The organism is Pseudofrankia sp. EUN1h (assembly GCF_001854645.1).
In the GTDB taxonomy this organism is placed as follows: domain Bacteria; phylum Actinomycetota; class Actinomycetes; order Frankiales; family Frankiaceae; genus Pseudofrankia; species Pseudofrankia saprophytica.
In genome coordinates, this window is the sequence record NZ_MBLN01000128.1 from 1 (window position 1) to 25,825 (window position 25,825).

At 69.5% G+C, this 25,825-nt stretch carries 21 protein-coding genes and 1 pseudogene; 7 read left to right on the top strand and 15 right to left on the bottom strand.

The annotated features are described in order from the left end of the window. Positions 1 to 2,499, top strand: a 2,499-nt coding sequence (locus BCD49_RS43900; RefSeq protein ID WP_158072996.1) for a tetratricopeptide repeat protein, incomplete at its 5' end; no start/stop codon positions are given. 231 nt (positions 2,500 to 2,730) lie between these two features. Here BCD49_RS43900 and BCD49_RS39840 read toward each other — a convergent pair. Together BCD49_RS39840 and BCD49_RS39845 are read right to left on the bottom strand one after the other, a co-directional pair. Further along, entirely contained in the window at positions 2,731 to 4,017 is a 1,287-nt protein-coding gene (locus BCD49_RS39840; protein ID WP_007513704.1) for a PEP/pyruvate-binding domain-containing protein, read from the bottom strand. Next, positions 3,977 to 4,813, bottom strand: coding sequence for a hypothetical protein (locus BCD49_RS39845; protein WP_007513706.1), 837 nt, complete (start codon positions 4,811 to 4,813; stop codon positions 3,977 to 3,979). Before BCD49_RS39845 ends, BCD49_RS39840 begins: the two co-directional genes overlap by 41 nt. 108 nt (positions 4,814 to 4,921) lie before the next feature. Between BCD49_RS39845 and BCD49_RS39850 the strand changes: the two genes are divergently transcribed. Beyond that, positions 4,922 to 5,476 carry an NUDIX domain-containing protein gene (locus tag BCD49_RS39850; protein WP_007513708.1) on the top strand — a complete coding sequence of 185 codons (555 nt, stop codon included), beginning with the start codon at positions 4,922 to 4,924 and terminating at the stop codon, positions 5,474 to 5,476. Here BCD49_RS39850 and BCD49_RS39855 read toward each other — a convergent pair. The 10 genes from BCD49_RS39855 to BCD49_RS39900 form a co-directional block, all read right to left on the bottom strand. Beyond that, positions 5,473 to 6,141, bottom strand: coding sequence for a 3'-5' exonuclease (locus tag BCD49_RS39855; RefSeq protein WP_007513710.1), 669 nt, complete (start codon positions 6,139 to 6,141; stop codon positions 5,473 to 5,475). The two genes, BCD49_RS39850 and BCD49_RS39855, sit on opposite strands and share 4 nt — an antisense overlap. After that, entirely contained in the window at positions 6,135 to 7,226 is a 1,092-nt protein-coding gene (locus BCD49_RS39860; RefSeq protein ID WP_007513712.1) for a DegT/DnrJ/EryC1/StrS family aminotransferase, read from the bottom strand. The genes BCD49_RS39855 and BCD49_RS39860 overlap by 7 nt, the downstream gene beginning before the upstream one ends. Next, complete coding sequence (locus BCD49_RS39865) at positions 7,223 to 8,269, bottom strand: radical SAM protein (RefSeq protein ID WP_007513713.1); 1,047 nt, start codon at positions 8,267 to 8,269, stop codon at positions 7,223 to 7,225. The genes BCD49_RS39860 and BCD49_RS39865 overlap by 4 nt, the downstream gene beginning before the upstream one ends. Continuing rightward, positions 8,266 to 8,934 (bottom strand): hypothetical protein, encoded by a 669-nt coding sequence (locus BCD49_RS39870; protein WP_007513716.1) that lies wholly within the window; start codon positions 8,932 to 8,934, stop codon positions 8,266 to 8,268. The genes BCD49_RS39865 and BCD49_RS39870 overlap by 4 nt, the downstream gene beginning before the upstream one ends. After that, the gene (locus BCD49_RS39875; RefSeq protein WP_007513718.1) at positions 8,931 to 9,683 is read right to left on the bottom strand and encodes a WbqC family protein; all 753 of its coding nucleotides are present in this window, start codon (positions 9,681 to 9,683) and stop codon (positions 8,931 to 8,933) included. The genes BCD49_RS39870 and BCD49_RS39875 overlap by 4 nt, the downstream gene beginning before the upstream one ends. Next, entirely contained in the window at positions 9,683 to 10,381 is a 699-nt protein-coding gene (locus BCD49_RS39880; protein ID WP_071042549.1) for a PIG-L deacetylase family protein, read from the bottom strand. The genes BCD49_RS39875 and BCD49_RS39880 overlap by 1 nt, the downstream gene beginning before the upstream one ends. Before the next feature lie 97 nt (positions 10,382 to 10,478). Beyond that, positions 10,479 to 11,597: a glycosyltransferase family 4 protein gene (locus BCD49_RS39885; protein WP_007513722.1), complete on the bottom strand. Its 1,119-nt coding sequence runs from the start codon at positions 11,595 to 11,597 to the stop codon at positions 10,479 to 10,481. Beyond that, positions 11,594 to 12,091: a phosphoribosyltransferase gene (locus BCD49_RS39890; protein ID WP_007513724.1), complete on the bottom strand. Its 498-nt coding sequence runs from the start codon at positions 12,089 to 12,091 to the stop codon at positions 11,594 to 11,596. Before BCD49_RS39890 ends, BCD49_RS39885 begins: the two co-directional genes overlap by 4 nt. After that, positions 12,081 to 12,812 (bottom strand): 7-carboxy-7-deazaguanine synthase QueE, encoded by a 732-nt coding sequence (locus BCD49_RS39895; protein WP_071042550.1) that lies wholly within the window; start codon positions 12,810 to 12,812, stop codon positions 12,081 to 12,083. Before BCD49_RS39895 ends, BCD49_RS39890 begins: the two co-directional genes overlap by 11 nt. After that, entirely contained in the window at positions 12,809 to 13,204 is a 396-nt protein-coding gene (locus tag BCD49_RS39900; RefSeq protein ID WP_027141181.1) for a 6-pyruvoyl trahydropterin synthase family protein, read from the bottom strand. Before BCD49_RS39900 ends, BCD49_RS39895 begins: the two co-directional genes overlap by 4 nt. 292 nt (positions 13,205 to 13,496) lie before the next feature. On the opposite strand from BCD49_RS39900, the gene BCD49_RS39905 reads away from it, so the two are divergent. Further along, positions 13,497 to 15,044, top strand: coding sequence for a hypothetical protein (locus BCD49_RS39905; protein ID WP_071042551.1), 1,548 nt, complete (start codon positions 13,497 to 13,499; stop codon positions 15,042 to 15,044). Here the strand turns inward: BCD49_RS39905 and BCD49_RS39910 are convergent. Continuing rightward, positions 14,996 to 15,562 (bottom strand): GNAT family N-acetyltransferase, encoded by a 567-nt coding sequence (locus BCD49_RS39910; RefSeq protein ID WP_051466465.1) that lies wholly within the window; start codon positions 15,560 to 15,562, stop codon positions 14,996 to 14,998. The two genes, BCD49_RS39905 and BCD49_RS39910, sit on opposite strands and share 49 nt — an antisense overlap. A 715-nt stretch (positions 15,563 to 16,277) precedes the next feature. Next, complete coding sequence (locus tag BCD49_RS39915; RefSeq protein WP_007513734.1) at positions 16,278 to 16,487, bottom strand: helix-turn-helix transcriptional regulator; 210 nt, start codon at positions 16,485 to 16,487, stop codon at positions 16,278 to 16,280. A gap of 153 nt (positions 16,488 to 16,640) precedes the next feature. On the opposite strand from BCD49_RS39915, the gene BCD49_RS39920 reads away from it, so the two are divergent. The 3 genes from BCD49_RS39920 to mobF all read left to right on the top strand — a co-directional run bounded on the left by BCD49_RS39920 (position 16,641) and on the right by mobF (position 23,938). Continuing rightward, entirely contained in the window at positions 16,641 to 17,603 is a 963-nt protein-coding gene (locus tag BCD49_RS39920; protein WP_007513736.1) for a hypothetical protein, read from the top strand. A gap of 254 nt (positions 17,604 to 17,857) precedes the next feature. After that, positions 17,858 to 18,952, top strand: coding sequence for a DUF2637 domain-containing protein (locus BCD49_RS39925; RefSeq protein WP_083401992.1), 1,095 nt, complete (start codon positions 17,858 to 17,860; stop codon positions 18,950 to 18,952). 441 nt (positions 18,953 to 19,393) lie between these two features. After that, entirely contained in the window at positions 19,394 to 23,938 is a 4,545-nt protein-coding gene (gene mobF / locus BCD49_RS39930; RefSeq protein ID WP_071042552.1) for a MobF family relaxase, read from the top strand. A gap of 752 nt (positions 23,939 to 24,690) precedes the next feature. Here mobF and BCD49_RS46075 read toward each other — a convergent pair. Further along, positions 24,691 to 24,813 (bottom strand): annotated as a pseudogene (locus BCD49_RS46075) (IS630 family transposase); the annotation flags it as partial. Positions 24,814 to 25,264: 451 nt separating this feature from the next. On the opposite strand from BCD49_RS46075, the gene BCD49_RS43350 reads away from it, so the two are divergent. Further along, positions 25,265 to 25,825: hypothetical protein (locus tag BCD49_RS43350; RefSeq protein ID WP_131803668.1), on the top strand; the 561-nt coding region annotated here is incomplete at its 3' end.

Below are 25,825 nucleotides of genomic sequence, written 5' to 3' on the forward strand. Positions count from 1 at the left end.
CGATGGCTAATTGTTTTTGACGATGTCATACCTGACTCTGTAAAGGCGTGGCTACCGAGGTTCGGCAGAGGCGACGTCATTGTGACGTCGACAGCATCGGCAGGATGGTCATACGCACAGACCAGGATTCTCGTTGAGAGGATGAACTCCGAGGAAGCTCTCAACCTTCTTGTCCGCCGACTCCGGCTCGATGGCACGGAAACAGAGAGACATCAGAACTCGCTTCTCTCGCTGGTCGAGACGCTCGACGCGTGGCCGCTGGCAATCGAGCTCGCGAGTGGTTACATAGTCTCCTGTGGGCTTCCGCCAGACCGTATAACCGAGTACCGTGATCTGATCAAAGATCGCGCGATGGATGACCATCTCTCAGTGCCTCAGGGGTATCCCCGCACCCTCGTATCTGCAATACGTACGAGCCTAGAGAGACTTAGGCAAGGCGCGAAGGTGAATCGAGTGGCTTCGGCCGTCGCCGTGGAAGTTCTCGGCTACATGAGTTTCTTCGGCGCCGTCGGAATTCCCTTGCACCTGGCGATGGCTTCTGCGTGTATATCTCCGTTGGAGGTTCCGCAAGATTTGATCGGACCGGCTGTCCTCGACGAATCCGACGGGTTGGTACGTGAAACCCTTCGAGAGCTCGTCAATATCTCGTTTGTGCACCGATCGGAGCCATTGCCGTCGGCCTTCAATTTTGACTCTCTGCAAAATGAGACGGTTTCATTGAATACCGTTTTGCAGACCGTCCTCCGCCGGGAGTTCGAGGCGACGATATCCCCAGACGCTCCGCTGACACGAGCTGCTTTTCACACGACGAGGTGGCTGGGGGCCGGAATGGACCACGACGAGTCCGAGTGGACGTGGCAGGTCGCACAGCACGCATCGGAGTTGGTCTCCAATATTCGCCGTCTGAACGTTCGTAACGGAGGGACGGCTGCTCTCTTAGGGAACCTCGCGGGCTTCTATTTCTCGACGGGCAGGAGCCACGACGCAGTCGATCTATTGGAACTTGAACTACGATGGCTCAATGAAATTGAGGGCCCGCGTGGACTGCTTACAACCCAGACCCGAATCACGCTTGCTACAGTTCACGCCGCCGAGCAGACGTCTGCCACGGCGGCCATCTTGTCGGAGCAGCTCGGTGGTGAGGTGTATGCGTACGTCGAGGGTCTAGTCTTAGAGAATTCGATGCTGGCTGCCGATCTTGCCGCGCAGGCCTACGCGCTTCTTAACATACAGCTGGAGCTTACTCCAAACGAGCCCGAGATCCGGTCCGTTCATGGGCTCTATGGCCGGCTCGTGGAAGGTCTGCCGACGACGCCGGTCGCTGAGATAGCACTCGCGATATCGGCGATTAACCGGCTGATACAGAGCGGTCGGCCGGCCGAGGCTGAAAAGTCGGYACGAGCGCTCTTGGTTAGGCCGGAGAGCTCGCGTGTCGCCCCTGTGATGGAAATACGGCGACTACTCATCGAGGCCCTCGCTGCGCAGCGAAAATGGGATGCGGCAATGGCGGAACTCGATGCTTTTTCCCGCCACGTAGTTCCCAACTCTCTCCATCATTTCTCGATCCGGATGTTGATTCACAACGCCGGTTTCACCGCGACGCTAAACTGGCTGTTCGCCGACGAGTCGGCCGCCCCATTCCTCGGCCGCCTCCTTGAAAAATGCGGATCCGACGAGGTTCTCAAACCTGCTGGACATGAACTTGTGCAGCTCGAATTCCTGCGCGCCGTGGAGCGCGCCACCCGTGCCGATTTTGCAGGCGCGATTGAGAAGCTGAAGCTGATTTCAGACAGATCTTTTGCCGATGAGGAAGAAACAGCCGTCAGGTGGGAGAGGGTATTTTTTGGTTTCGAGAAGAAGGTTCGAACGCTTCTCCTGAAGGACTATCACGACCGTGAGCAGGCCAGAATATCGGAGATCGTCGCAAAAATTCCGCGCAGATCACCGGTGTGGGAGCTCTTTGAAGATCCTAAATCCTACGGTTACTACCTTGAGAACTCAAGCGCGACCACTCTCTGGATTCAGCTGATCGCGAATTCAGATATACTTCGGGGCGATTCATCATCGTCGTCAATTTTTCCGATTGCCATCCTAGAGCCTCGTCAACCAGTGCTCGTCACGCTAGATCCTAAGCTCCAACCCGTTGAGCTCAAAGTCTATCGGCTCGCCTCAGCTGGCTTCCGACGGGTGCTTGGCGACGTCTCGGCTATCCCAGAGAGCACCGGAGTTTCGGCGTTCGTCGAAGGCGGGCGATTTTGTCTTCGCGACGAAGACGGCATGCTCCTAGCTATTGCAGATAACGTGCCGGATATGCGGTGGATCGAGCGTGCGCGTACGGCTGGACGAATCGCAGTGCTGTACGGTTTTGACTTCTTCCTGAATAGTCCGATGCGACGTGACGAAATATTTGGGCCCAAGCCGCGGTTTCGGGAAGTGATCGAGAAGAGCGGCGGCGTCACGCTGGCCTTTGGTCTTGCGGATTGGAGAAGTCCGCTGTAGAGGGCGTCGTCCGAGCCTGTCTTGGCGTATCGAGAACTCAAGGAAATCAGGTTCTGCTCCTGGCAGCGACGAACGAATATTCCTCTACTCCCGGTATCGGGTTGTGTGATCATCTCAAGAAATGGAGGTGCCGAAGAGCCGCGCCTAGGCCCGGCGGCGGGTAACAGTGGGTTGGGCGCTGGTCTCGGGGTCGCTCGATGTTGCTGCACGTGGAACGCTGCGGTTTCTGCGTCACTGTTGGGGTGATCTTTCGATGCTCTTGATGATCTCCGCGGTGCCGATTGTTCCGTCGATCGTGATGGGGGTTCTCGCTCGGATGGTGAGGAGGTCGTCGGGTAGGGCGGTGGTGCAGGGGATGCCGAGTTCGCGGGCGACGATGGCGGCGTGGGACAGCGGGCCGCCGCGGGTCGCGGCGATCCCGGCCGGGTTGCACAGCAAGGCGTCRAGTGCATTCGTGTCGAGGTTGTCGCAGAGGATGACGACCTGGTCGCTTCCCGGGCCGATCGCTGGTGAGGCCCCGGTGGTGAGGTGATGGGCGGGTCCTGTGCCGCGTCCTGGTGCTGCGGGGAGGCCCCGCCAGATTGTGCCGGCGCTATGCGTCAGCTTGGGCGCTTCGGGGATCGGGCTGGTGAGGGGACGGGCCTGGAGGATGTGGACGGCGCGGTCTGGAGTCACGGCCCATTCGATGTCGATGCTCGTGTGGTGGAGGACGGCCGCGACGATCGCTGCGGTCTCGACAAGCTGATCGCGTAGCGCTGCGATGAGGATCGGGCGGCGCTGGTCAGCGTCGGGTGGGTAGAGATGGAGCAGCCCGGCGTCGGAGGTTCGGATCTTGGTGCGCTGCCCGGGGCGGTTGTCGAGGCCTGGGAGGGTGATCCATTCGCCGGGTGGCTGGCTCAGTTCGGTCGCGGTGCCTGGCAGGATGATCTCTGTTTGAGCGCCGGCGGACGGGGTCTTGCTGTCGCTGTAGTGACATTCGCCGCGCTGGGTGCCGCTGACGACGGGGATCGCGAGGCCGTGGACGGCTTCGAGGGTCCATCGGCGGATGGTTCCCTGGTCGATTTCGGCGGCGAGGACGCCGCTGGCGTAGGGCCGGATAGCGCGCTGGACGAGTACTGCGACGCCCGGCGGTGTCGTGATGTTCCGGAGAGCGGCGTAGGCGCGGATGGCGGGCGTGGCCGCCGTTGCGCGGACGTCCCGGATGGCGTCGCGGAGCGCCTCAGAGCTGGCCGGGGAGAAGCGGGAGGCGTAGAGACCGGCGAACGACGCTTGCGCTCCGTCTTCCGCGGGTGCGCTGGATCGGGCGACGAGGCCGTGGAAAGTGTTTGTCGACGTCGCCCAGCGGAGAACCTCGGTGGCCGCCTCGGCGACCTGGCCGTCGGTGAGATCGGCGGACAGGACGAGTCCGTCCGGTACGGGCAGTCCGCGGCGGATCAGGGCGGCAAGCGCCGCTGCCTTCCCACCGTGCTGGGCGGGGTCAGACGCGTCCCGAAGGTTGATCGTCTTGGTGCGGGCCATGGTGGTCTTCTCCCAGCAGATCCTCAATGGTGATCCGGTCGGGGTTGGCGTTGGTGACCTCGCACCAGGCTCGAGCGGTGGCCAGGAGGCGTTCGCGGAGTTCTTTGCGGCGTTCTTCGCTGTCGGCGGCCCAGCCGAGCACCGCCGCCAGGGCGCGGACCTCGGTGAGCGTCGGGTCGTTGCCGGCCGCGGCGACGAGGGCCGCGGCCGTCCAGGCTTCGCGTCGGGCGGCGGCGGACGCGCGCCGGGCGAGAACGTCGGTTTCGGCTGTCGCCGTGGCGAGGATGTGGCCCGGTTCGGTGGGCAGTTGGAGTGCTGACAGGCAGGTGAGCGCGCTCTCCCGCGAGCCGAGTAGGTCGATGAGGAGTCGTTCCCATCGGTCTTCTGGGAGCAGCCAGTTGACGACGTGGGTCGCGTTGACGCGCAGGAATGCCGTGGTCGCCGTTGCCAGAGCTGCGGTGAGGCCGGCCAGGTCGTTTTCTCGTCTGGCGGCGTCGCACGCGTCGAGGACGAGGGCGACGGCCCGCCGGTCGGCCACTGTCCGGGAAATCAGGTCGGCGACGTAGTCCAGGTTGCGAAGGCGCGCGTGCCAGCGGCCGGTGATGGTGTGGTGGACCAGTTCGGGGATGTCGACGATCCCGGACCGGCGCAGCCGGCCATAGGATTCCGGGTCGTTCATGAGGATCAGCGGCCATCGAGTCAGGGATCGGGTGTAGAGATCCCATTCGAACGGGGTGGCTTGAGGGCGGGTGCGTTCGTAGTCGCAGGTCAGCATCCCGTTCCAGACGGGCTCCATGCTTACCTCTCTGGGGTCATGGCTGGGCGGCGGGGCGTGTCAACGGCCATGCCTGGTGGTCCACGGGTGGTGTCGCGACGGGAATGTCGCGTCCGACATGGGAGGCTCGTGGCGTTCGAGCACGGGCTGTCGGCGGCGTTCGGGACGGGCGGGAGAACAGCGGTGATCAAGGAGGCGACGGCGACGGTTTTCGTCTTCCGGCGGTCGGAGGACGAGGTCTGGCGGGTCGCGATGGTGTGGCATCGGCGCTTCGCCGGCTGGATTCCGCCCGGTGGGCACGTGGAGCCGGCCGAGAGCGCGGCGGAGGCCGCCGTGCGCGAGGTTGCCGAGGAGGTGGGTTGCCGGGTGTGGCTGCTCGGCGGTCCGACGACGCCGCTGCCTGACGGGTTTCCGCATGAGCCTGTTGTCGCGCCGTGGTGGATCGTGGAGATGGCGGCGAGTCCGGACAACCACACAGTCGAGCGGCACGTTCATGTCGACCACGTGTTCGTGGGCCTGTTCGCTGGTGAGGTTGCGCCGCCAGAGACCCGGGTGCGGTGGTTCAGCGCGGGGGAGTTGGCTGAGGGGGCGGACGTGGCTGAGGATTCGCGCTTGCAGGCCAAGGAGTTGTTCGCCGGGATCGACGAGATAGCGGCGCGGGCCGCGGCGGGTGGTTCGGTCTAGAACAGGGTCGGCTGGGCGGGGGCATTCGCTGGCTCTTGTCTTGCCGATTTGGGCGGAATGCCGGCGACCTGGTCGAGGTCGCGCAGGCTGCACCAGCGGCCGGCAGCGGCGCCGTCAGCGAGAACGCGTGCGAACACCTGCACCGTGAGTTCGACGTCCGGCAGGGCGCGGTGCCGGTCGGCGGGGAGCGGGATGCGGAGATGGTGGAGCACCGCGTTCAGGCTGTGGGAAGGAAGATCGGGGTAGGCGGCGCGCGCGAGCCGGACGGTGCACAGCAGCGAGGTGGCCGCGAGCGTCGGGCAGTGCTCGCGCTGGCCGGCGATGAGCCCGGCTTCGGTGGGGGCATGATGGGCAACCAGCCGATAGGGCGGTGCGGTCAGCCGAGCGTCGAGGGACGCCATGACCAGCGCGGCTGGCCGCTGGGCGCGAAGTACCGTGGCGTTCAGGCCGGTCTGGGCGATGTCGAACGGGGTAACTGGAACGTCGTCGGGCGGCCGGATCAGGGAGCTGAACCGTCCCGACTCGGCCCACTGCCCGCCACGGAACGACCCGGCGACGGCCGCGACTTCGACGGGTTCTGCGGGGCGGCCTTTCGGGGTGAGTGCCTCGAAGTCGATGACCACGAAGGTGTGGTCCCGGAAATCCGGGTCCTCCAGGATCACCATGCCTGGACCTCGTTCCTGATCAAGGCCGCGATCTGGTCGACCCGCTGGTCGTCCTCTGGTGTCAGGACGGCCAGCAGCGTGTCGATGTCTCGCTCGGCTCGCGGACAGGGCGCGGGATGGAGCTCTTGGCAGGCGGGGTGCAGGTGGGCGGCGCGGAGCCCGAACGTACCGACGCTGTTGACGATGCCGACGTCGGCGAGGCGGCGGCACAGTCCGCGTGGGTCGGGCAGCAAGATTCGCCACAGGGCACAGTAGCCGTTCGGCTGTTCATCGGCCGTGGCCGGGATGTGGGCCAGACCGGGCAGGTCGCCGACCAGCTCGACCAGGTGTCTGGCGACCTGCTGGCGATGGGTGAGCGTGTCGTCGAGGCGGGCGAGGCTGCAGCGGGCGAGGGCGGCGAGGGGCTCCGCGAGCCGGTAGTTGGTGCCGAGGCGGGACAGCGCGGGCTGGCCCGGCGCCGGCGTCTGCCAGTGGGTGCGGAAGGCGGCGGCGCGGGCGGCGAGGTCCGGGTTGTCGGTGACGAGGTAGCCGCCTTCACCGCAGGACACGAGCTTGCCGTCCTTGAGGGAGAAGCAGCCGACCGTGCCGACGGTGCCGAGCAGGCGTCCTCGGTAACGGCTGCCGTGTGCCTGGCAGGCGTCTTCGATGACGTCCAGGCCGGCGCGGACAGCCAGATCGGTGAGCGCGTCGAGGTCTCCGCAGCGGCCGGCGAGATGGACCGGGACGACAGCCCGCGTCCTGGCCGTGATCTTCGGGGCGGCGTCGGCCAGGTCGAGCAGTCCGCCGTCGGGGCCGGCGTCGACGAACACCGGCCGCGCGCCTGCCTGGACGACCGCGGCCACGGTCATGATCACAGTGGCTGCGGGAAGGAGGACCTCGTCGCCGGGGCCGATGCCGCAGGCGACGAGCGCGGTGTGCAGCGCCGCCGTTCCGGACGAGACCGTGATCGCGTGAGCGACGTTGTGGGCGGTGGCCAGCTCGGCTTCGAGTAACGCCGCTTGCTCGCGGCTGGTCGGATCCGGCATGGAGGCGACGACCTGCGCCAGCAAGGCCATGGGCGACAGCGTCTCGCGGGCCACGTTCACGGCTGGCTCCCGATCGGCGTCAGGAACCGGTCGAAATCCAGGAGCGGCCACATGTTCACGCAGTCGACCGAGAACAGCGGGCAGTCGTTGCAGTCGTCGGTGCCCGCGAAGACCTCGGTGGCGTTGGCGCCGCGGATGGTGCGATGCCGAATGGTGGGGGTGGCCGCGATGCGCAGGGACGACGGGCAGTCCCAGACCGACCCGTCAGGCTCGACGAAGAAGAGGGACGACCCGCCAAAGCAGCCATAGGCGACGCCGACCGGCTCGCGGACCGACGAGGCGACCTGCTCGGGATATGCAGCGGTGGGCATTCTCAGCGGCAGCCCGGCCTCGGCGAGCGCCGCGAACTGTCCCCGGAGGTCGGGGAGGTCCGCGACGGTGAGGGACAGCTGGTGATGGAGCTGGTGGCTTTGGTCGAGCGCTATGGGCTGCGGGACGAAGTAGTCACAGCTGAGGTCCGCGGCCAGCCGCGCGGTCTCGGCCATGGCAGTGACGTTCTGCCGGGTGACGACCATGTACACGCCGACGCGGGGCGAGGCGCCGGCGGCGCGTGCGGCGACGAGGGACCTGATTCCGGTGACCACCTGCCGCCAGCCGTCCTTGCCGTTGCGCGACGGACGCCAGGCGTCGTGATGAGCGGGATCTGCGGAGTCCACGGAGACCGATACGGCATCCACGTCGAGATCGAGCAACGTGGAGACGATGTCCGGCCGGTTCAGCGGAAGGCCGTTGGTGCACACGACCACCTGCACGTCGGCGCGCTTGAGGGTCTCGATCACTTGGAAGACGGGCGGCCAGACGAGTGGCTCGCCGCCGGCGAGGAACACCCGTCTCACCGCGGACCCGGCCACCGTTCGGGCGAACGCGAGGACCTCGGCGGCGGTGAGGTCGGTGCGGGACAGGTGCGAGAGCGTGCCCGGACCGGTGACGGGCGTCTGCCTGTGCTCCTCGATGGTGCCGAAGTAGCAGTACCGGCACGACAGCGGACACGGGCTGCGCAGTGCCCAGAGCAGCGTCACCGCCGCCGCGCCGCGCGGCGTCACCGTGGCCACCTGGACACGCCGGCTGCCTGTCGGCAGACCGCGACGATCGAGTCGGCGCAGGCATTGGCGTCGAGACGGCGGCGGTCGAGCACCTCGAACCGGTGAGGCAGCGCGGCGGCGAATCGGCCGTAGAGCCGGGTGACGCGCTCCATGAGACCGATCTCGCCGGGGAGAGCCGGCCGGCCCAGCCGTTCCTCGAAGCGCCGCCGGCAGCTGGCCGGATCGTCGAGGACCAGGATCGTCCGGCCAGGCAGCGGTCGCCACCGCGCCATCAGGTCAAGAAGCCCCTGAGCCTCGGTGAACGTCTCGTCGTCGCTCGCGGCGTCGCCTCCGAGGACAGCCGCCTGGTACACGGCGACGCTGTGCGGGCCGCGGTCCTCCAGGACGACCTGGCCCGCGCGGACGGTGGTGGTCTCGTACCGGTGGACCTGGAGGGCGGCCAGCAGCAGCGTCTCGGTTTGCGGACAGCCGGTACGCAGGAACGGGTCGCCCCCGGCAAGCAGGGCGTCGATGATCCGGCCCGGAAGCAGACCGGGATGGCTGTCGGAGAGCTCGACGAGCGGAACACACCGGTCACCGAGCTCCGTGGCGGCGCGGCGAGCCAGGTAGCTCTTCCCCACGCCATTGACCCCTTCGAGGGTTATCCAGGGCAAGGCGCCTGTCATCGGGCACTTCCTGTCATCGTGGCGGGTACCCAGGGGCCGGTCGTGGCGCCGACGGCCAGGACGTCTCTGGCCGCRGGCCCGAGGTGCAACAGGAGATCCAGGGCAGACAGCCCGCTGGTGAAGCCGGGGCGTCCCTGGTCGTAGGGCGGGTGGCTGTAACCGGCTATTTCAACGTTCACACCCGCGGTGGCGAGGCGGTCGGCGTCGAGGTAGCCGGTCGCCCCGGTACCGACCCGTAACGCCTGGGCGCCGGTGATCCGGCACAGGTCGATCAACATGTCGGTCCGGCGCCCAGTGGGGAGCAAGTCGCTGGACCGCAGGATCTCGACGCGCAGGCCGAATCCGTCCAGCAGAAGCCGTAGGAGAGCCTCGTTCAACGCGGCGAGCCGCTGCCAGGGATAGTCGTAGATAGCGGCCAGGCGCGGTTCCCAGCTCGGCCAGAACCGGGTTCGTCGGTACGCCTCGCGCAGGATGCTCCAGTGGCGCTGGCGCCATTCATCGCCGTTGATGCGGACGTCGGTGATGGGCTGGTGATGCGGACGGCGGACAGGGACGGTGACCAGACGGGGGTGGCCGTCGTGGCCGGCGATGTAGTTGCGCTGCTGCCAGCTTCCGGAGCTGAACTGGACGTGGTCGAGGAAGAGGAATCGGTCGACGTCCAGAAGGCGGGAGAAGTAGCCCGGCCACGGCAGGTAGCCGGGCTGGTGCGCGACAAGTACGTGGCCGCCCACGCGGGTCGCTTCGCTCATCAGAACGCCATCCGGTAGACGGCGAACCGCTCGGCGGCCTGGGTGCCTAGCTCGGCGCCGGCGGCGCAGTCCTGCGCCTGGATCTTCTCGACGCTGCGCGGGTGCGGATTCGCTCGCAGCTGGCTGCCGTAGCAGCTGAGCGCCTTGGCCTTGGTTTCGACCATGGGTGTGATGTCGACGATCGCCGGCCGTGGCATCGGCCCGGCCAACCACGCCCGATCCTCCGGGCCGTCGTAGCCGAGAACCATGCGAGGCAGCGGCCGGCCGTCCCGGAAGCCCGGGCGGACCGCCGCCAGGCCGGCCAAGTGCACGGCGCGATGGTCCTGGTGGTGGCCGCCGGYGGGCAGGAACAGCGCGGCCGGGCKGGACGCGCCGAGGGACACCTGCTCGCCCGACTCGATGAGCGCCACCAGATCGGGGAAGAACGCCTCCGGGCTTGCCGCGCGTTCGTCGTCTAACCAGGCGACCCGCCGTTGTCCCACTCCGAGGACGTCGCAGGCTTCGTGGAATTCATCCAGGCGGGTGCGCACCTCGGAGTGGCCGCCGTACATAGGAGCGGTCGTGCACGTCACGGCGAGCACGTCGACGTGAATGCCACAGGCCGTCATGGCGGCGATCGTGCCGGCCATGCCGACGGTCTCGTCATCAGGATGCGTGCCCACGACGAGCGCACGTTCGCCGGAATGGAGCCCAAACATGGGACCCTCCTCTTGTCCGTGGAAGGGAATGGACGGGGCCGTACGGACAGGTCCGTAGGCGGTGCCGGAAACCGGGCGGCGGGGTACGTCGGACAGATCAGCGGGAGACTGTCGCGGCGAGGAAGATCTCGGCCGCCTTTTCGGATGTGTGCGGGTCGATCCGGGCGGGCGCTGCCTGGCTGGCGGCGTGGTAGTCGTCGTGACTGGCGAGCAGGTCGTCCAACGCCTGCCAGATCGCCGGGAAGCCAGCCTCCAGGGGCACGGCGCGCCCTGCCGGGCCGGCGAGAGAGGGCACATAGCCGTGATCGAAGGCGATCACGGGAGTTCCAGCGGACAGCGCCTCGGCGGCCGTGTGGCTGAACGTCTCCGGTTCGAGCGACGAGATGACGGTGGCGGCCGCGCCCGCGAAGAACGGCGGGACGTCCCGCCAGGACAGCGCCGGCCGGATCTGGATCAGCTCGGGGCGCCGCGCGGCCTGCTCGCGGCACGCGGCGAGTGCGGCTGACTGCTCGCCCTGCTCGAATTCGAAATCGGCCTCGGCGAGAACCACCTGAACCTGGCGGCGCCAAGCCGTCGGCATCGCCGCGAGGAGTCGTGCCTGGCCCTTGACCGGAACGGCTCGTGACACCAGCCGCAGCGGACCCGACCGGCGAAGCTGTTCCCGCTGGTCATAGTCCGGAGGCCGAGGACGGACGAGAACCGCGTTCGGGACCACCGTCCAGGCGCTGGTGTCCCAGCCGTCCTGCGCCGCGGCCGTGACGAGGTACGGGCTGGCCGGCAGCACCGCGTCGGCGGCGGCCAGCGCCGCCGACCACGTCTCGGTGGAACTCGCCCGGATCCTGTTGTGCACCATCAACGCCGTCCGCACGCCAGGAGGCGCCGGGTTCAGGTAGCCCAAGCCCCAGACCGGTGCGCCCCAGCACACGACATCGGCACGCAGTCGCCGCAGCACTTCAGACATCTCGGACACGACCGGTCGTGGGTCGGCGAGCGCGGCGAGGACGTCGTCGTTCCGCGCCGGCCGGGGCAGCCGCACCGACGTCAGCCGGACGAGGCCCGACTCGACGGCGTCGGTGGGCTCTGCCGGCCCCGCGGCGATGATCGCGACCGTGTGGCCAAGGCCGCGCAGCCCGGCGGCCAGCGCCGCGATGCTCCGTTCGATGCCCGACGGATGGTCCGGCCGGTAGGTCAGCAGGCAGAACACGACGACCGTCATGACCGCTCCCAGGGAAAGACCACCCACCGCGAGGTTCGCCGGCCGACGTACGTAGGTTCCTGCTCGCCGGCACGGTCGCCAGCAACCTCCCGGCAGGCCGGCCAGTTGGCCAGGTTCAGCAGGCACACGGCGGTGCGGACCGACGCGGCGCCGCCGAGAACGACCTGCTCCCGCGCGGCGACGAGAGTGTCACCGCTACCGGCGATGTCGTCGACGACGAGCGCGTTGCCGCCAGCCAGGTGGCCAAGGGACATGGAATTCCTGAGCACCGGCAGGTCGATCTTCGCGGCGTTCACCGCGTCCGACTCGGTGTGCGCGATCTCCAGCGCCCGCACGTCCCGAAGGCCCAGGAGATGAGCGAGCAGCACCGCGGGCACCAGCCCGCCGCGCGCGATGCCAATGATCACGTCGGGAATCCCGTCGGCTGCCACAGCGTCGGCCAGCGTCGCCGCGATCCCGGCGACCTCGGTCCAGGTCAGACGGTCAACGTCCACGGGTGTCCTCCCACAGGAGCACATGCAGTCGGGTGGACAGATTCCAGCCACGGATCAGCGCCGCATCGGCGAGCTCCCGCAGCGCGGTGATGAGCTGGGCGCTGCTCGTGGCTTCTGGCATGACCCACACCGGAGCGAGCGCGAACCGGTCGACCACGGCGGCCACCTCGTCGAGGTCGTCCGGCCCGGTGACGACGAACTTGAACGCGGCCTTCCCGCTGGCCGCGAACGCGTGCAACGCGGCCGGATCGAGCCGGCGAGCGGTCCGCCCACCCGCGTGGGCGAGTTTCGGGGACACCATGAACGCGCTGATCGCGCCGGCCAACTCGGCGGTCGGGGCGATCGTCCCGTTCGTCTCCACCTCGACCCGCCGACCAGCGCTCGTCAGCGCCTCGGCCAGCGGTACTAGCGCCTGTTGCTGCAGCAGCGGTTCTCCGCCCGTGATGACCACCAGGGGTGCCGGTTGACCAAGCACCCAGTCCGCGATCTCCGCAACGGGCAGCCGTCGGGTTTCGGTACGTGGGTCGAAACGTGTCCAGTCCCAGCTGAAGCGGCTGTCGCACCAGCGGCAGGACAGGTTGCACTGGGCGAGCCGTACGAACAGCGCGAGCTGACCGGCGTGCGGTCCCYCCCCCTGGAAGGTCGGCCCGAACATCTCGACGATCTGCAGCGTCCGGGTCGTCTCCGCGTCGGCGGCCAGCAGCGACACCGAGGCGGTCATCGCGGGTCCGCTTCCCAGATCGCCCAGCTCGTGGGCGTCTCGCTGACCCGGACCGCGACAACCTGGCCCGGGATCAACGGCTCCAGGTGAACGTGGCACCACCTGGCCAGGTGGGCGGCCAGGTTCTCGGCGGTCGGCGGCGCGGCCAGGACTTCGTTGAGGTGTCGGTGGTCGAATTCGTCGTCGAGGTAGGCCCGCAACGGTGCCAGGTCACCGAAGTCGGTGACGAATCCCGGATCGGTCAGCATGTCGGCCGCCACCACGATCTCCACCGTGTAGGTGTGACCGTGTAACCGAGCGCACTTGTGCCCGTCCAGCAGGCCGGGCAGCTGGTGGGAGGCGTCGAAGCTGAAACGTTTCCCGACCCGAAAGTGGCCGGCCGGCGGGGTCACCTCGGGTCTTGTGGCGGTTTCCGTCTGTGGGCGCGGATCGTGTCTGTCGCCCGTCGTGGGAGTGCGCACCGTGCACCTCCAGTGAAGAGCCGCAGCGGGCCGCCTGCACGGCCCGCGTCTGCCCGATCACGATCGCTCGCGGTCCGGCGTCGCGGCCATCCACTCGGACGGGGAACTGCGGCGCGGAAAGATCCCTCTCAGACCGGGAACATTGCCCACGGGTAGTGAGTGAGTCGCCGCGATCCGCGATGCTGGGAGAAGCTAGGGGGCACTGGAAGACGGGATGCCGCCCATGTCGCATAGCCAGCGCCAGGAGCGCGCGGAGCTGTCCGCCCGGATGCGGGCGGACGGGAGGACATGGCACGAGATCGCGGAGGTGTTCCGCTCTCGCTACCGCATCAACGCCAGGGTGGCGATGCGGCTGGCCCGCGGCTGGAGCCAACGGGAAGTCGCGGACCGCTGGACCGCGTGCTGGCCCGACGACCMGAAAACGCTGAAACACATCTCCTACTGGGAGACGTGGCCAGCCACCACAGGCCACGAACCGAKCCTCGGCGTCCTCGCCAACCTGGCCCGCCTCTACCAGTGCGCCGTCGGCGATTTGCTCGCCGACCTGGGCGATTTCCGGCCGGCCGTCGACGTGTCGATCAGCGGGACGCCGGTCGACGTAGAGTCCGAACTAGCCGGGCTGATGTGGTCGTCCCACACGCTCGCGTACACGGACCTCACCGAACTCGCGCAGGCGGTGACCATGTGGGGAGAGCGGCTAAGCGCGGACGTCGACCGCCGGGCGCTGCTGTTCCAGCTCAGCGGTGCGTTCGCGCTCGCCGCGGCGGCGCCGGTGTTCGAACGCATCACCGACGACCAGCAGCGGCTCGCGCGGGTGCTCGACGACCCGGGCCGGCTCGACGCGGCCACCCTTGACCGGGCGGAGGCCGTCATCGCGGACTGCCGGCGGCATGGCGACGTACTCGGGCCGGCGGTCGCTCTCCAGTGCGTCATGGCCGAGCGCGACATGCTCGCCACGATCTTGCGCGGCCTGCCTGCGGCCGCGCAGGCTCGCCGGGCACGGTCCGCCTACGCGGAGCTGACCCAGCTGGCCGGGTGGCTGACGTTCAACCTCGGTGACTACCGCACGGCGAGCCACTACTACGACGAGGCCAGGGCCGTCGCGCACGCGGCCCAGGACACCGACCTGGTCACCTACGTCCTGTGCACGATGAGCCACCTCGCGACCTGGACCGGTCAGCCTCGTGTCGGTATCGACCACGCCGTCGCCGCGCAGACCTGGGCTCGACGCACCAGCAACCCCCGGGCGGTGGCGTACGCCGCCGATGTCGCCGCTCGGGCCTATGCCCAGGACGACGACCAGCACAGCGGCTGCGACGAGGCGCTCGCCCTGGAGCACGCCGCTACCGCGATGATCGGCGACGACGATCCGGCCGCCGATCGCTGGTACTTCTTCGACGAGTCGTTCCGCCTGGGCACCGAGGCCGAGGCGAGCCTCCTGCTCGGCCGGCCCGCCGCCGCCCTCGACGCCGCCAGCCGCTCGCTGCCCCTCATCGACCCGGCCAACCTGCACAACCGGGTCATGACCCAGACGATGCAGGCCGAGGCAGTCATCCGCCACGGCGACGGCCCCGCAGCCTGCCCGCACATCGCCGAGATCGCGAAGGCGACCGTGGCCCACAGCAGCGGGCGCATCAACGACCGCATCGTCCACCTGCGCCGGGCCCTCGAGCCCTGGAAGCGCACCGCGGCCGTCCGGGACCTCGACGAACAGCTCCGCCTCTACCGTCGCCCTGCCAGGCTGCCCAGCGAGATCACGAACAGGTCGTAGGCGTCGAAGTAGTCGCCCGAGCTGCCCGGAACCTGCCCGGCCAGCTCCCAGCCCCAGCTTCGGTAGATCGCGTGCGACCGGTCGGCCGTCGGATTCACCGCCAATGTCGCCCGTTCCTCCGGGCGCCCGGTCAGCAGCAGGTCGTGCAGCTGGCGGCCCACGCCGCTGCCCTGAAACGCGCGGCGCACCTCGATCTCCGCGAGCACGAACGTCCGCGATCCGGTCTCGACCGCGAACCCGGCGGCGGGCTCGGGACGTAGCCCCGCCCACCAGTGCGTGTCACCGGCCGGCAGTGGATAGCCGAACACGAAACCGACCAGCCCGGCGTCGCCGACCGACGCGAACGCGACCTCGAAGCCCGGGCGTCGCACTGCCCGCGCGAGCCGGTCCGCGAACGCGGTCACTTTCCGATCGCCGACCTCCGCGCCATAGGCATCGGCGTACACAGCGAGAAGATCATCGATGCGGGCCTGGGCCGTCTCGGGTCCAGAACGCTGGAGCTCCGCAACCGTGGACATGTCACCAACCCCAGACCCGGCAACGCCGTCGACAGGACCCATGTCCTCCTATCCGACAACTCGCTGAGCGTCGCGTCCACCGTTCAGGCTGACGGCATCGGTTCGGCACCTGGTCGGATCCGTGGCGGTAAGGCCTCGGCGACGATGCGGGCCACGATCTCCACCTGGGACTCGGCCGGGCTGAGGATCTGCTCGCCGGGAACGCCGAGCAGGTCGTCGAGGACGTACCACTCGGCCAGCTCGCGCTTCCCGTAGCCGTCGGCGTTGGGCTTCGCCGCTGCCGGCGGAGCGTCTCCTCGAACGGGAGGCTGAAGTAGTAGACGTGGGCCGGACCGGGGTGCGCCGCGATGAGCGACTTCACTGCGGTGCCATAGCGGGTGGCGTCGAGGATGCCTTCGAGGATGACGTCGTAGCCCCCGGCCAGACACCGCGCCACGATCATGGCGATCAGGTCGATGTTCAGCGCGCCGGGCACGTCCCGCTCGCGGAGCAGCTCCCGACGGATGACGTCCTGCTGCACGACCGCCACCCCACGGCCGACCGCCTGGCGGACGGCGAGCGCGGTCGTCGTCTTACCGCTGCAGGACGGACCGCGCAGGACGACGAGCGACGGCAGCCGGTCCGAGTCCGGGGATGGTGGCACGGCTCGCAGCGTAGATCGGCGGCGTCGCGCAGAGTACGGCGCTGGACGTGGGCCGGTGACGGCTGCGGGCGGCTACGTCGGCTGCTGGTCGCGTCTGGCCTTGTAGGCGGTGATGTCGGCGGCGAGCCAGACCCGGGTGCGTTCGCTCCCAGCGCCCATGGGCAGGGGGTCGGGGAAGTCCTTGCCGCGGGACAGGACGTCTGCCCACTGGCGGGAGACGCCGAGGAGCTCGGCGACGCCGGTGATCGTCACGACCTCTGGCCGGTTGGTCGCTGCGCTCACGTCAGCTACTCTTATCCAAGTCAACTAGCCAAGTCAGAATGACAAGTGATCGGACATGGCCGCGCGGATGGACCGCGCGGAGTTCGTGGCCTCGAGCCAACCGGCCCTGGGCGTACCGCCCGCCACCCGTGGTCCCGTGCTTTGGAGGAAGCGATGGCCGAGTCAGTGCCACGCCCCCTGCCCGTCCCCGTCCCGGCGGCGGCGGCCGTCGAACCCAGCGCGCTGTCGGCCCTGACGGTGCCGGCCGAACCGGTGACGCTGGCCAACGCGACGCGCCCGGCCTCGCCGGCGGCCCAGCGACGGCTGGCGGTTGGCTATGTGTGTGTCTCGGACGACGAGGACCTCGTCAACGGCCTGCACGGGCGGCTGACCGCTTACGCGGCGCGCGCAGGCCTGGAGCTGGTCGAGGTGTACGTCGACCGTCCGTCCGACGCCGCCGAGAGCGCCCGGCCCGGGTTGCAGCTCGCTGTCGACGAGATCGCGCGTCATCCCGAGGCGTTGCTGCTCGTCCCGGACCTGTCGCACGTGCCGACCGCTCGGGCTGGYGGCGAGACGTTCGCCGAGCGGTTCACGACCGTCGTGACCGAGATCTGCGCGCTCGACGCCCGCCCGGCAGCGGCGCTGTCCTTGGCGGTTGACGTGGGGGCGCCGGCTGTGGCTGCCGATGCCGGCCTGGGACCCGTGGCCGGTGCGGGCCGGGTGCGGCTGACCGCGGAGGGTCGGTTCGAGGTGACGGTCGAGCCGGATGACGACGTGGCCGGCGTGGTCGCGACGCTGCGTCAGGTCCCCGCGGCCGCTCGCTTTGTCGAGGCTCTGGGCGATGTCGAGATGACGCTCGTCTTCGTGCCCATCCCGCTGCCGACCGAAGGCTCCGGGCCACACGGTGACCTGGTGCCCTTCGCGCGCGTGGCCCCGACCGGCCCATCTGGCCCGGTCAGCCGCGAGCTGGTCGGCCTCACCGTCGACGATCTCGCCGACCGGCTGCACGCGGCGCTCGACGGCGTGCCGCTGGGCCCGCAGGACGAGCACGTTCTGGCGTGGCTTGCGACCCAGACTGCCGACCGCGCCCTCACCATCAGCAGCCTTCTGCGCCGGGCCCGTACCCGCGCGGCCTGATCCGAGGCCATCGGACCCCGGACCCCGGGCGCCGCGCACTCCGGCGGGATCGGCGATGCCTGTGCGGGTGGCCCCGGCGATGACCCAACTTGGCGCGATGTAGCTCGGGATGACATCCACGGTGACGTCGGCGATGGCAGTGCGCTGTGGGGCCTCGGCCGGGACCTTCGCCCTCGGCTCCGACGCGAGCTTCCGGAACCGGCCCGCAGATTCGCACTGCCTAGTAGGAACCCCTACACCCCTGGTAGGTCGCCATGACCGCTCTCGCTGTCCAGCCCACCGCCAGCCAGGCGCGACCCGCCGCAGCCACTCCGACGGCCACGACGACCGACACCGCCGCCGTCCCGACAGCCGGGCCGCGCGACGTAGCCGTCATCCCGACCGCGAGCGGGCGGCATGGGTCGCGGTGGGGGAGTGGGGAGCTGTGGACCCGATTGGCGACGGTCGTCGCTGTCGTGACCGTCGCGTTGATCGCTGGCGCGGTGTCCTACATGCACATGGCTGGCGTTGCCCGGGAGCATGGTGAGGATCGGGTGACGGCGGCGATTGTGCCGATCTCGGTCGATGGGCTGATCGTCGCGGCGAGTCTGACCCTGCTCGCCGACAGCCGCGCCGGCCGCCGCCGCTCGCCACTGCCCTACGCGCTGCTCGCCCTGGCTTCGGCCGCGAGCGTCGCGGCGAACGTGATGCACGCCCAGCCAGACATTGCCGCCCGGGTGATTGCCGCGTGGCCGTCGGCCGCGTTGATCGGTTCCTATGAAATGCTCGTGAGCCAGATCCGCGGAGCCCGTCGTCGGCCGGCAGGCACTGCCGACTCCGGTCGGCCCGGCCCGGATGGCGCCCCGCGCTCCACGCTCACCCGCGTGCACCCAGCTGGCCCCAGCGGGCACGACAGCCCCGGCGGTGCCGAGGGGCGTGGTGTAGACGACCGAGTCTGTTTCGTCGGTTGTCAGTGTCCGGAGCCGAACGCCGTGGCCGCCGATGGTGCTGGCCGCTCGACCGCCTCCGATCCGTCGCGCCCAGAACCGGCGTCACGAGCCGAGACCAGCACGGCGCAGCGGCTGGGCGAGCGCGACGTGGTCTGRCCAGACGGCGCCATCGAGTGCGTCGCGGCGCCGGAGCGGATCCCGCCGGCTGTGCTTACCCGGGCTCTGCGCACGGCTCGGCGTGGCAGCAAACGCGCCCGCCTGGCCGCCGTCCTCCTGTACGACGTCGGCCCCGACGACCCGCGCAGCGACTATGCCCTCGCCCGCGACCTCGCGCCCGTCGTCAACCTCCATGCGGGTACCGCCCGCCGCTACCTGTCCGAATGGCGCCGCCAGGCCACCGCCCGACCTGCGGCTGCCTGAGACAACACCGCCGGCAGCGCCGCGGGCAACGCGCAGGACGACGCGGCGACGACCGGCGCCGGGCTGGTGGTAGCGCGCGCCGGCTGACGCGCTGCCCTGGGCCGGCCGCTCGCCGCTTCCCCGTGGCGCGACAGGACCCGCAGCCTGCGGTGTCGCCCGCGATGTCCTGCGCGATGCGCGCGCTGAGGCCAGTACGTCGCGGTGTCGTTCGCGGTGTCTCTTGCGGTGTCGTCCGCGGTGACAGCGGGCGGCAGCGTCGGGGTTTTCGGGTATCCGTGCTGCCCGGGTCTGGGCCGCGCGGGTGCCGCCCTGGCGAGCGGGAGGCGACATGGCGCGGCCCGAACCCGGCCCGGTCCGCCGCACCAGGCCACAGCAGACACCAGACGTCGACGGCCGGCCGGCGTGGCTGGCCAGGGTCCGACCCGGCGAGGTGGGCCGCCGGTGATCGCGACGGCGAAGGTGTTGCGGGTTCACGCGCGGGATAGCGGGCAGGTCGCGAGGGCGGCGCGGGCGGTCGTGAACTATGTCCAGGGTGGGCAGCCGCAGGCGGTCGACCCGTTGGCGCGGTACTACGGGCGGGGCCAGGCGCAGGGGCGGGCGCGTGGGTCGGCGGCCGGGCTGGTCGGGCTGCGGGGTGAGGTGTCCGGGTTGGCGTTGGAGCGGCTGTTGCGGGGCGAGCACGCGGTCACCGGCCGGCCGTTGCTCGCCGCGACCGGTTCCGCGGGCCGGGTGATGCGCATCCCGCCGGCGGACGGCAAGGCTCCGACGACCGATCCCCGGCCCGATGATCTGTTGACGTTGGCGCAGGCAGCAACGTTGGCCGGGGTCGGTGCCACCTACCTACGCCGCCTGGTCAGCCGTGCCGGCCCGGTGCCTACGGCGCCCCCGCTACCGACGATGGAGACCTCCGCCCCGGCCGGCATGCCCGCCGACGGCAGCGTCAGCCAGGCGGCGCCGCCCGCTGGCCAGCGGACGGTCCAGCAGCCGGCGGAGCAACTGGCCGGGGTGCGAGGGCCCGGCGGGCGGTGGCTGGTCCGGCGKGGGGAGTTGGAGCGGTGGTGCGCGGCGCGGACGCCGCCGGCGACCGTGATCGGTTACGACGTGGTGTGTGCGGCGCCGAAGTCGGTGAGTCTGCTGTGGGCGTTCGGCGACGACGCGCTGCGCGCCGATGTCGCCGACGCGTTGGACGCGGCGGTGGACGCGGCGATCGGCTATCTGGAGCGCCACGGCGCGTTCGGGGTCGTACAGGGCGAGAGCCGGCACGCGTTGGGCCTGGCGGTKGCGTCCTACCTGCACGACGTCTCGCGCAGTGTCGAGGCGCACCTGCACATCCATAACATTGTGATCAACGCGGTAGTCGTCCCCACGGAGACCGACGACCCGCAGCAAGCGGGGAGGGCGGGTTGGGAGTGGCGGGCGCTCGACGGGGAGCTGTTCCTCGCCGAGGTCAAGACCGCCGGGCACGTCGGCGCGGCGGTGCTGCGCCACGAGCTGTCCGCGCGCCGTGGGGTCGTGTGGGAGCCGGCGCGTAACGGGGTCGCCGAGATCGCGTCGTTTCCGGCCGGGCTGTTGGCGGCGTTCTCGACGCGGCATGGCGAGGTCGTTGAGGAGTTCGCTCAGCTCGTCGCGGCCGGTTTCGAGCCGTCCGCCGCGACCGAGGCCGCGGCGCAGCGTGGTTCCCGTGCGGCCAAGCGGGTGCTCGCCGACGCCAGGGTGCAGGCGTTGCAGATCGAACGCCTGGCTGCTGCGGGTTTCACGGTCGAGCAGATCCGCGGCCTCGCCCCGGCGCGGCCCGAGCCGGGCCACACGGCCGTCCTGGACGAGGAGACGGTCGCCGGGCTGTTCACTCGGCTGGCAGGGCCGTTCGGGCTGACCGAGCACGCCACGACCTTCACCCGCCGCGACGTCGTCCAGCACGTCGCCACGTTCGCGGGAGACCGGCTCGCCGCGGACGGCATCGAGCAGCTCGCCGACCGGTTCCTCGCCGACCAGCGGGTCGTCGTCCTACACGACACCGGGCGCACCCGGCGCCGGCATCAACCCGAGACCCTCTACACCGTCGAAAGCCTGCTCGCCGCCGAGGACACCGTGTTCGCCCTTATCCGCCAGGGCCAGGTCGCCGCCGGCGCCCCACCCCGCCTGCTCACCGACCCGGCACGGCTCGACACCCAGCTGGCCGCTCTCGCCCGCCCAGCCACCACGGCAAGCGCCATTGAGGCGCGGCCGGCGCTGTCTGACGAGCAGATCAAACTGGTCCTCCGGCTGCTGGCCAGCGGCGACCTGGTCCGCCCCGTTGTCGGCGCGGCCGGGACGGGCAAGACCGAGGCCATGCGCGCCCTGACCGACCTCGTCACCGCCGCAGGGCGCCAGGTGTTCGCCACCGCGCACGGCGGTCGCCAGGCCGAGGAGCTCGCCGAACGGATCGGGATCCCCGCTCGGGTTGTCACCAGTTGGCTGACGCTGCTGGACAACGTCGACGACCCGGCCGATGTGTGGCCGCCGGGCTCGGTGCTGATCGTGGACGAGGCGACCCAGGTTTCCACCCGCCACGCCGAACGCCTTCTGCGTCACGCCACCCGCACCGGCACCGTGGTGATCCTGCTCGGCGATCCCGCCCAGCTTGGCTCCGTCGACGCCGGCGGCTGGTTCACCCACCTGGCCACCCACACCCTCGACCTCCCGACCCTCACGGCCGTGCACCGCCAGGCCGGCGCCGAGATGGCACCGATCCGCGCCGCGCTCGCCGCCCTGCGCGTCGAGGCCGCGCCGGCGACCCGCGCCGCCCTGACCCGGCTCGCCGACGCCGGCCACGTCGCCCTCGCGGACACCGCCGACGCGCTGCTCGAGCGCGCCGTGGCCGACTGGTACACCGAACGCTGCCACACCCTCGCCGCCGCGGCTGGCGACACACCCGCGAGCGGCGCGCCAGATCGCGCCGAACCCGACGGCGCGAACGGCGCGGACACGCGCCGCGCAGGCGGCGCGAACCAGATGAGCGCGCCGGAGCGGGCGCCGGCCCACGCCGCGCCGGCGCAGCCGGTGATGGTGCGCTTGATGGCTGAGCGGCAACGCGACGTCGACACCCTCAACACCAACGCCCGTGCCCTACTCGCCGCAGACGGAACCCTGACCGGCCCGGTCATGACCGCCGCAGGACGGCAGTTCCAGGCCGGCGACGAGGTCATCACCCTCACCCAGGCCGGCCACACCCTCATCCCCACCGGCCGGCCAGCATCGGCCTACATCCGCACCGGCACCGTCGGCATCATCACCGCCGTCCACCTCGCCGACACCACCCACGAGCAGACACTCGACGTGTACTTCCCGAGCAAAGGCACCGTGCGCGTCCCCTGGGAGTACCTCACGCACCGGTTCGACGACGGCCGCGACGGCGGCCTCGGCCACGCCTACGCCATCACCGCCGCCAAGGCCCAAGGCGCCACCCYGGACACCGCCCGCGCCATCGTCCCCGACGACACCACCCGCCCCGCGCTCTACGTCATGCTCTCRCGCGCCCGCACCGACCTACACGCCTACGTCCTACGCCGCGACCAACTGAGCGACCGCGACGACGACGAGAACTGGCTACCCCAGATCGCCGATGCCGAGGCCGACGGGCCGCTCGACCGACTCGCCGACCAGCTCGCCCGCACCCGGACCGAACGCCTCGCCACCGACCACGACCCCGACGCCGCCGCCATCCACCAACTCCGCCTACGCCACAGCCTCGCCGAACTCGCCGCCCTGCGCCTGGCTACCGGACCGGCACACCAGCCCATCGGCGCGAAGAGGGACCGCGTCGGCGCCGCCGCGCCGAATCGCGAGCCAGACGCGCCACGCCACGCGCCGTCGGCGGCCGCCGACGCGCCGGACACTCCGCCGTCCGCGCCGGACGAGGCACCGTTCGCGCCGACCCGCGCCGGTCTCCCACACCAGGTAGCGCTCCGGCGCGCCGAACTCGCCGCCGAAGCCACGCTCCGCGCCGCCGCGCTCGCAGCCCCACCGGCCGCGCTGCTGGCTCGGATCGGCCCACGGCCCACGACCGGTTCCCAGCAGGCCGGCTGGGAGGACGCGGTCGCCGCGCTGGCGATCTATCAAGCCCGCCACCAACCGGCCGCCCCCGCCCACGACCCAGGCCCGCCACCTGGCGCCAGCCCTGACGACCGGCGCCGCGACCCGTGGCTACGCCACCACGACCAGGCCATACACCTCGCCACCACCTGGGCCAGCACCCTCCCGGAACCAGCCCGGGCCCGATTCCACAGCCCGCGCGAAAGCGTGCCACGCGATCAGGCGATCGCCGGCCTGCACGCCCTGCTCGACCACGGCCACCCCGCCGACCAGATCCACACCGCGCTCACCCGCCAGCCCGTCACCGACGCACAGGCGGCCGCCGCGGTCCTGGCACACCGCGTCGCCGACCTGTGCACGCAGGCCGGACTCGACCCGTTGCTCTACGACCTCCCCGTGCCACGCACTGCCCAGGACGAGTGGAACCAGGCCACGCGCCTCCTGGAGACGGCCGAGATCGGGCACCTCGCCACCCGACCCACCGGCGGCTTGGCCTCCGAACGCCGCACCCTCGACGAACAACTCAGCACGGCGAACGACGCCGACGCGGTGGAGCTGCCGCCGCCAGACCGGGCCCTGGCACAGACCCGGCTGGCCCGGCTCGACGCCGCGCTCGACCGCCAGACCAGCCACGCCCTCCTACGCGCCCAAGCCGAACCGCCTGGTTACCTCGTCGCGCTGCTCGGCCCCCGCCCCACCGGCCAGCACACGACCGCGTGGGACGACGCCRCCCAGCGCGTCGAGGACTACCGCCACCGCCACCTCGGCCTGCCCCACGGCACCCCCGCCATCCCAGGAGACGCCAACCCCGCCCACGCAGCGCTCGGAAACTGCCCACCCGACCCACGCGCCGCCGCGGCCTACGACCAGGCCTGCCAACTCGGACCCGACCTCCACCCGCAACTACCGCTGTAATCCGCTGATGGGCCCGGCGTGCGGGCGACCCTGGTTCGACCGAGGCGCGATATCKGCCATCTGGACAGGCACGGAGCCAGTCGTCCGGCTCGTACACGTCCCGATCCGCGACTCCAGCAGAGCGCAACGCCCGGATGGTTCTCGCCGCCCCAGCAACCGGCGGCCGAGTGCACCTCGCGTGCCAGGCCCTTCCCGCAGCACCAGAATCCCGTTCGACGGCCACTCGTCCAATGGCGGAAACGAAGATCATGAAATGGTGCCGTAGTGCTGTAGATCTTGTATTGAAAGCATCTACCGGCAGCCTCGAACCAGACCGCCCAAGACTCGCCCACACCGCCCAGCGTCGCCCCAGTGCCGGTGGCGAGCGCGACCCGAGGTCAGGGCAACTGCACCCCCCCCCCGGGGTCACCGCGACGCTCCGGCACCTATGAGGGTGGCGGCTGCGCCGCCACCCCCAAGGAATCTGCGACCCATCGCGTGCCATAAAGTACTCGGTTGTGGGCGTGAGACGCCTTCGAACGTGGCGCCACCAAAGGGCGCAGAACCATATTAACCGTCCCGACACCCATTCCGTTTGACACTGTGCCCAATGCGTAATGCGGGCTACGTCCGCTCCGGGAATCTCCGACCGTCAACTCTGGCCAAATTCTTTCAACTGCAAGTGCGAGACGTGCGCTTCGTCGGCATGTTTGCACATATGACGATTTCGGGCATTACGGTGTTCCACTCATTGCCGATCTCGGCCGCCGTCAGCCCGTGCAGGACAGCGGCACCATCACCGCCCGCACCGCCACACGCCGCCGGCCGCGCAGATCACCGCGCAGCTGCTCGACGTGGCTGGTGGGGCGGTTGGCGAACACGATGGGCGGGCGCATACTGACCACGACCTCGCCGGTGGAGGACGAGTGGGTGCAACCTCGATCCAACCACCGGCGGGCCGGTGTCAACACGACCTCTCGCCTGGTGATCTCACCCGGGTTGCGCGCAGAACCCTGGATACGCGCTTAGAACGGTGCCCGAGTGGACAACCGGATCGTCGGCTGCGACAGCGCCATCGAAAATCACTCTGATAACAGTCGCCAGAACAATCGCCAATAGGCGGATATGTGTTGCCCTGGCTCGCCGACGGACCTTCGCGGGCACTGGTTTATGGGACGGGTGCGTGCGGTTCCGACGAAATATTGAGTTCTACTCCTGGAGGCGAGTCCATCGCGAGTACCCAACATCAGTTATATTGCTGGTTTCAAACAGGTCTGTCACGTCCGCTCTGTTTCACGGCGCCCATACCGGGAACCTGTCGAGCAGCTAGTGTCAAGGGAGGGGACCATGCCCGATTCGTCGATTATCGAGCAGGAGATGGAAAATGCACTGAAAGACGACAAGGTGCAGTCCAGTGGGCGTCTTGGCCCAATTATAGAACGTAGATTCCGAGACATCTGCGAGGCGGACGCGGAAATATTGTGGGATGATGTCGACGAAGAAGTGCGAGAGGTGGAGTATGCACGGGAAAGAAAAGGCAAAATAGATCATCAGCGAAAACTTCGGCGGACATTTGCCGCATTGGCCTTAGCTATGGGTCCGGTGATGGCCGCGGCCGGGATTCTGTACCTATTTCTCAGCTCGACGGGCCGGTCGCAGGCGGTGTATATCGCAGTAATTCAGATCGGCAACGGTCTTCTTCTTAGTCTCGCCGGACTGTATTTCCTGATAAGGTACAGGCCGGACACCCGGTGGAAGCGAGCTCGGTTGGCGCAGGACAGGTATAGTTCGGCCCAGGAGGCGCTGCGAGATGCACTTCGCCAGGAGGTACTTGTTCCCCGGTTGAGGCATCTGGTCAACAAGGCCACGCCATCGTTTTCAAAAATCTTCAGTTTCGACGACGCCTCG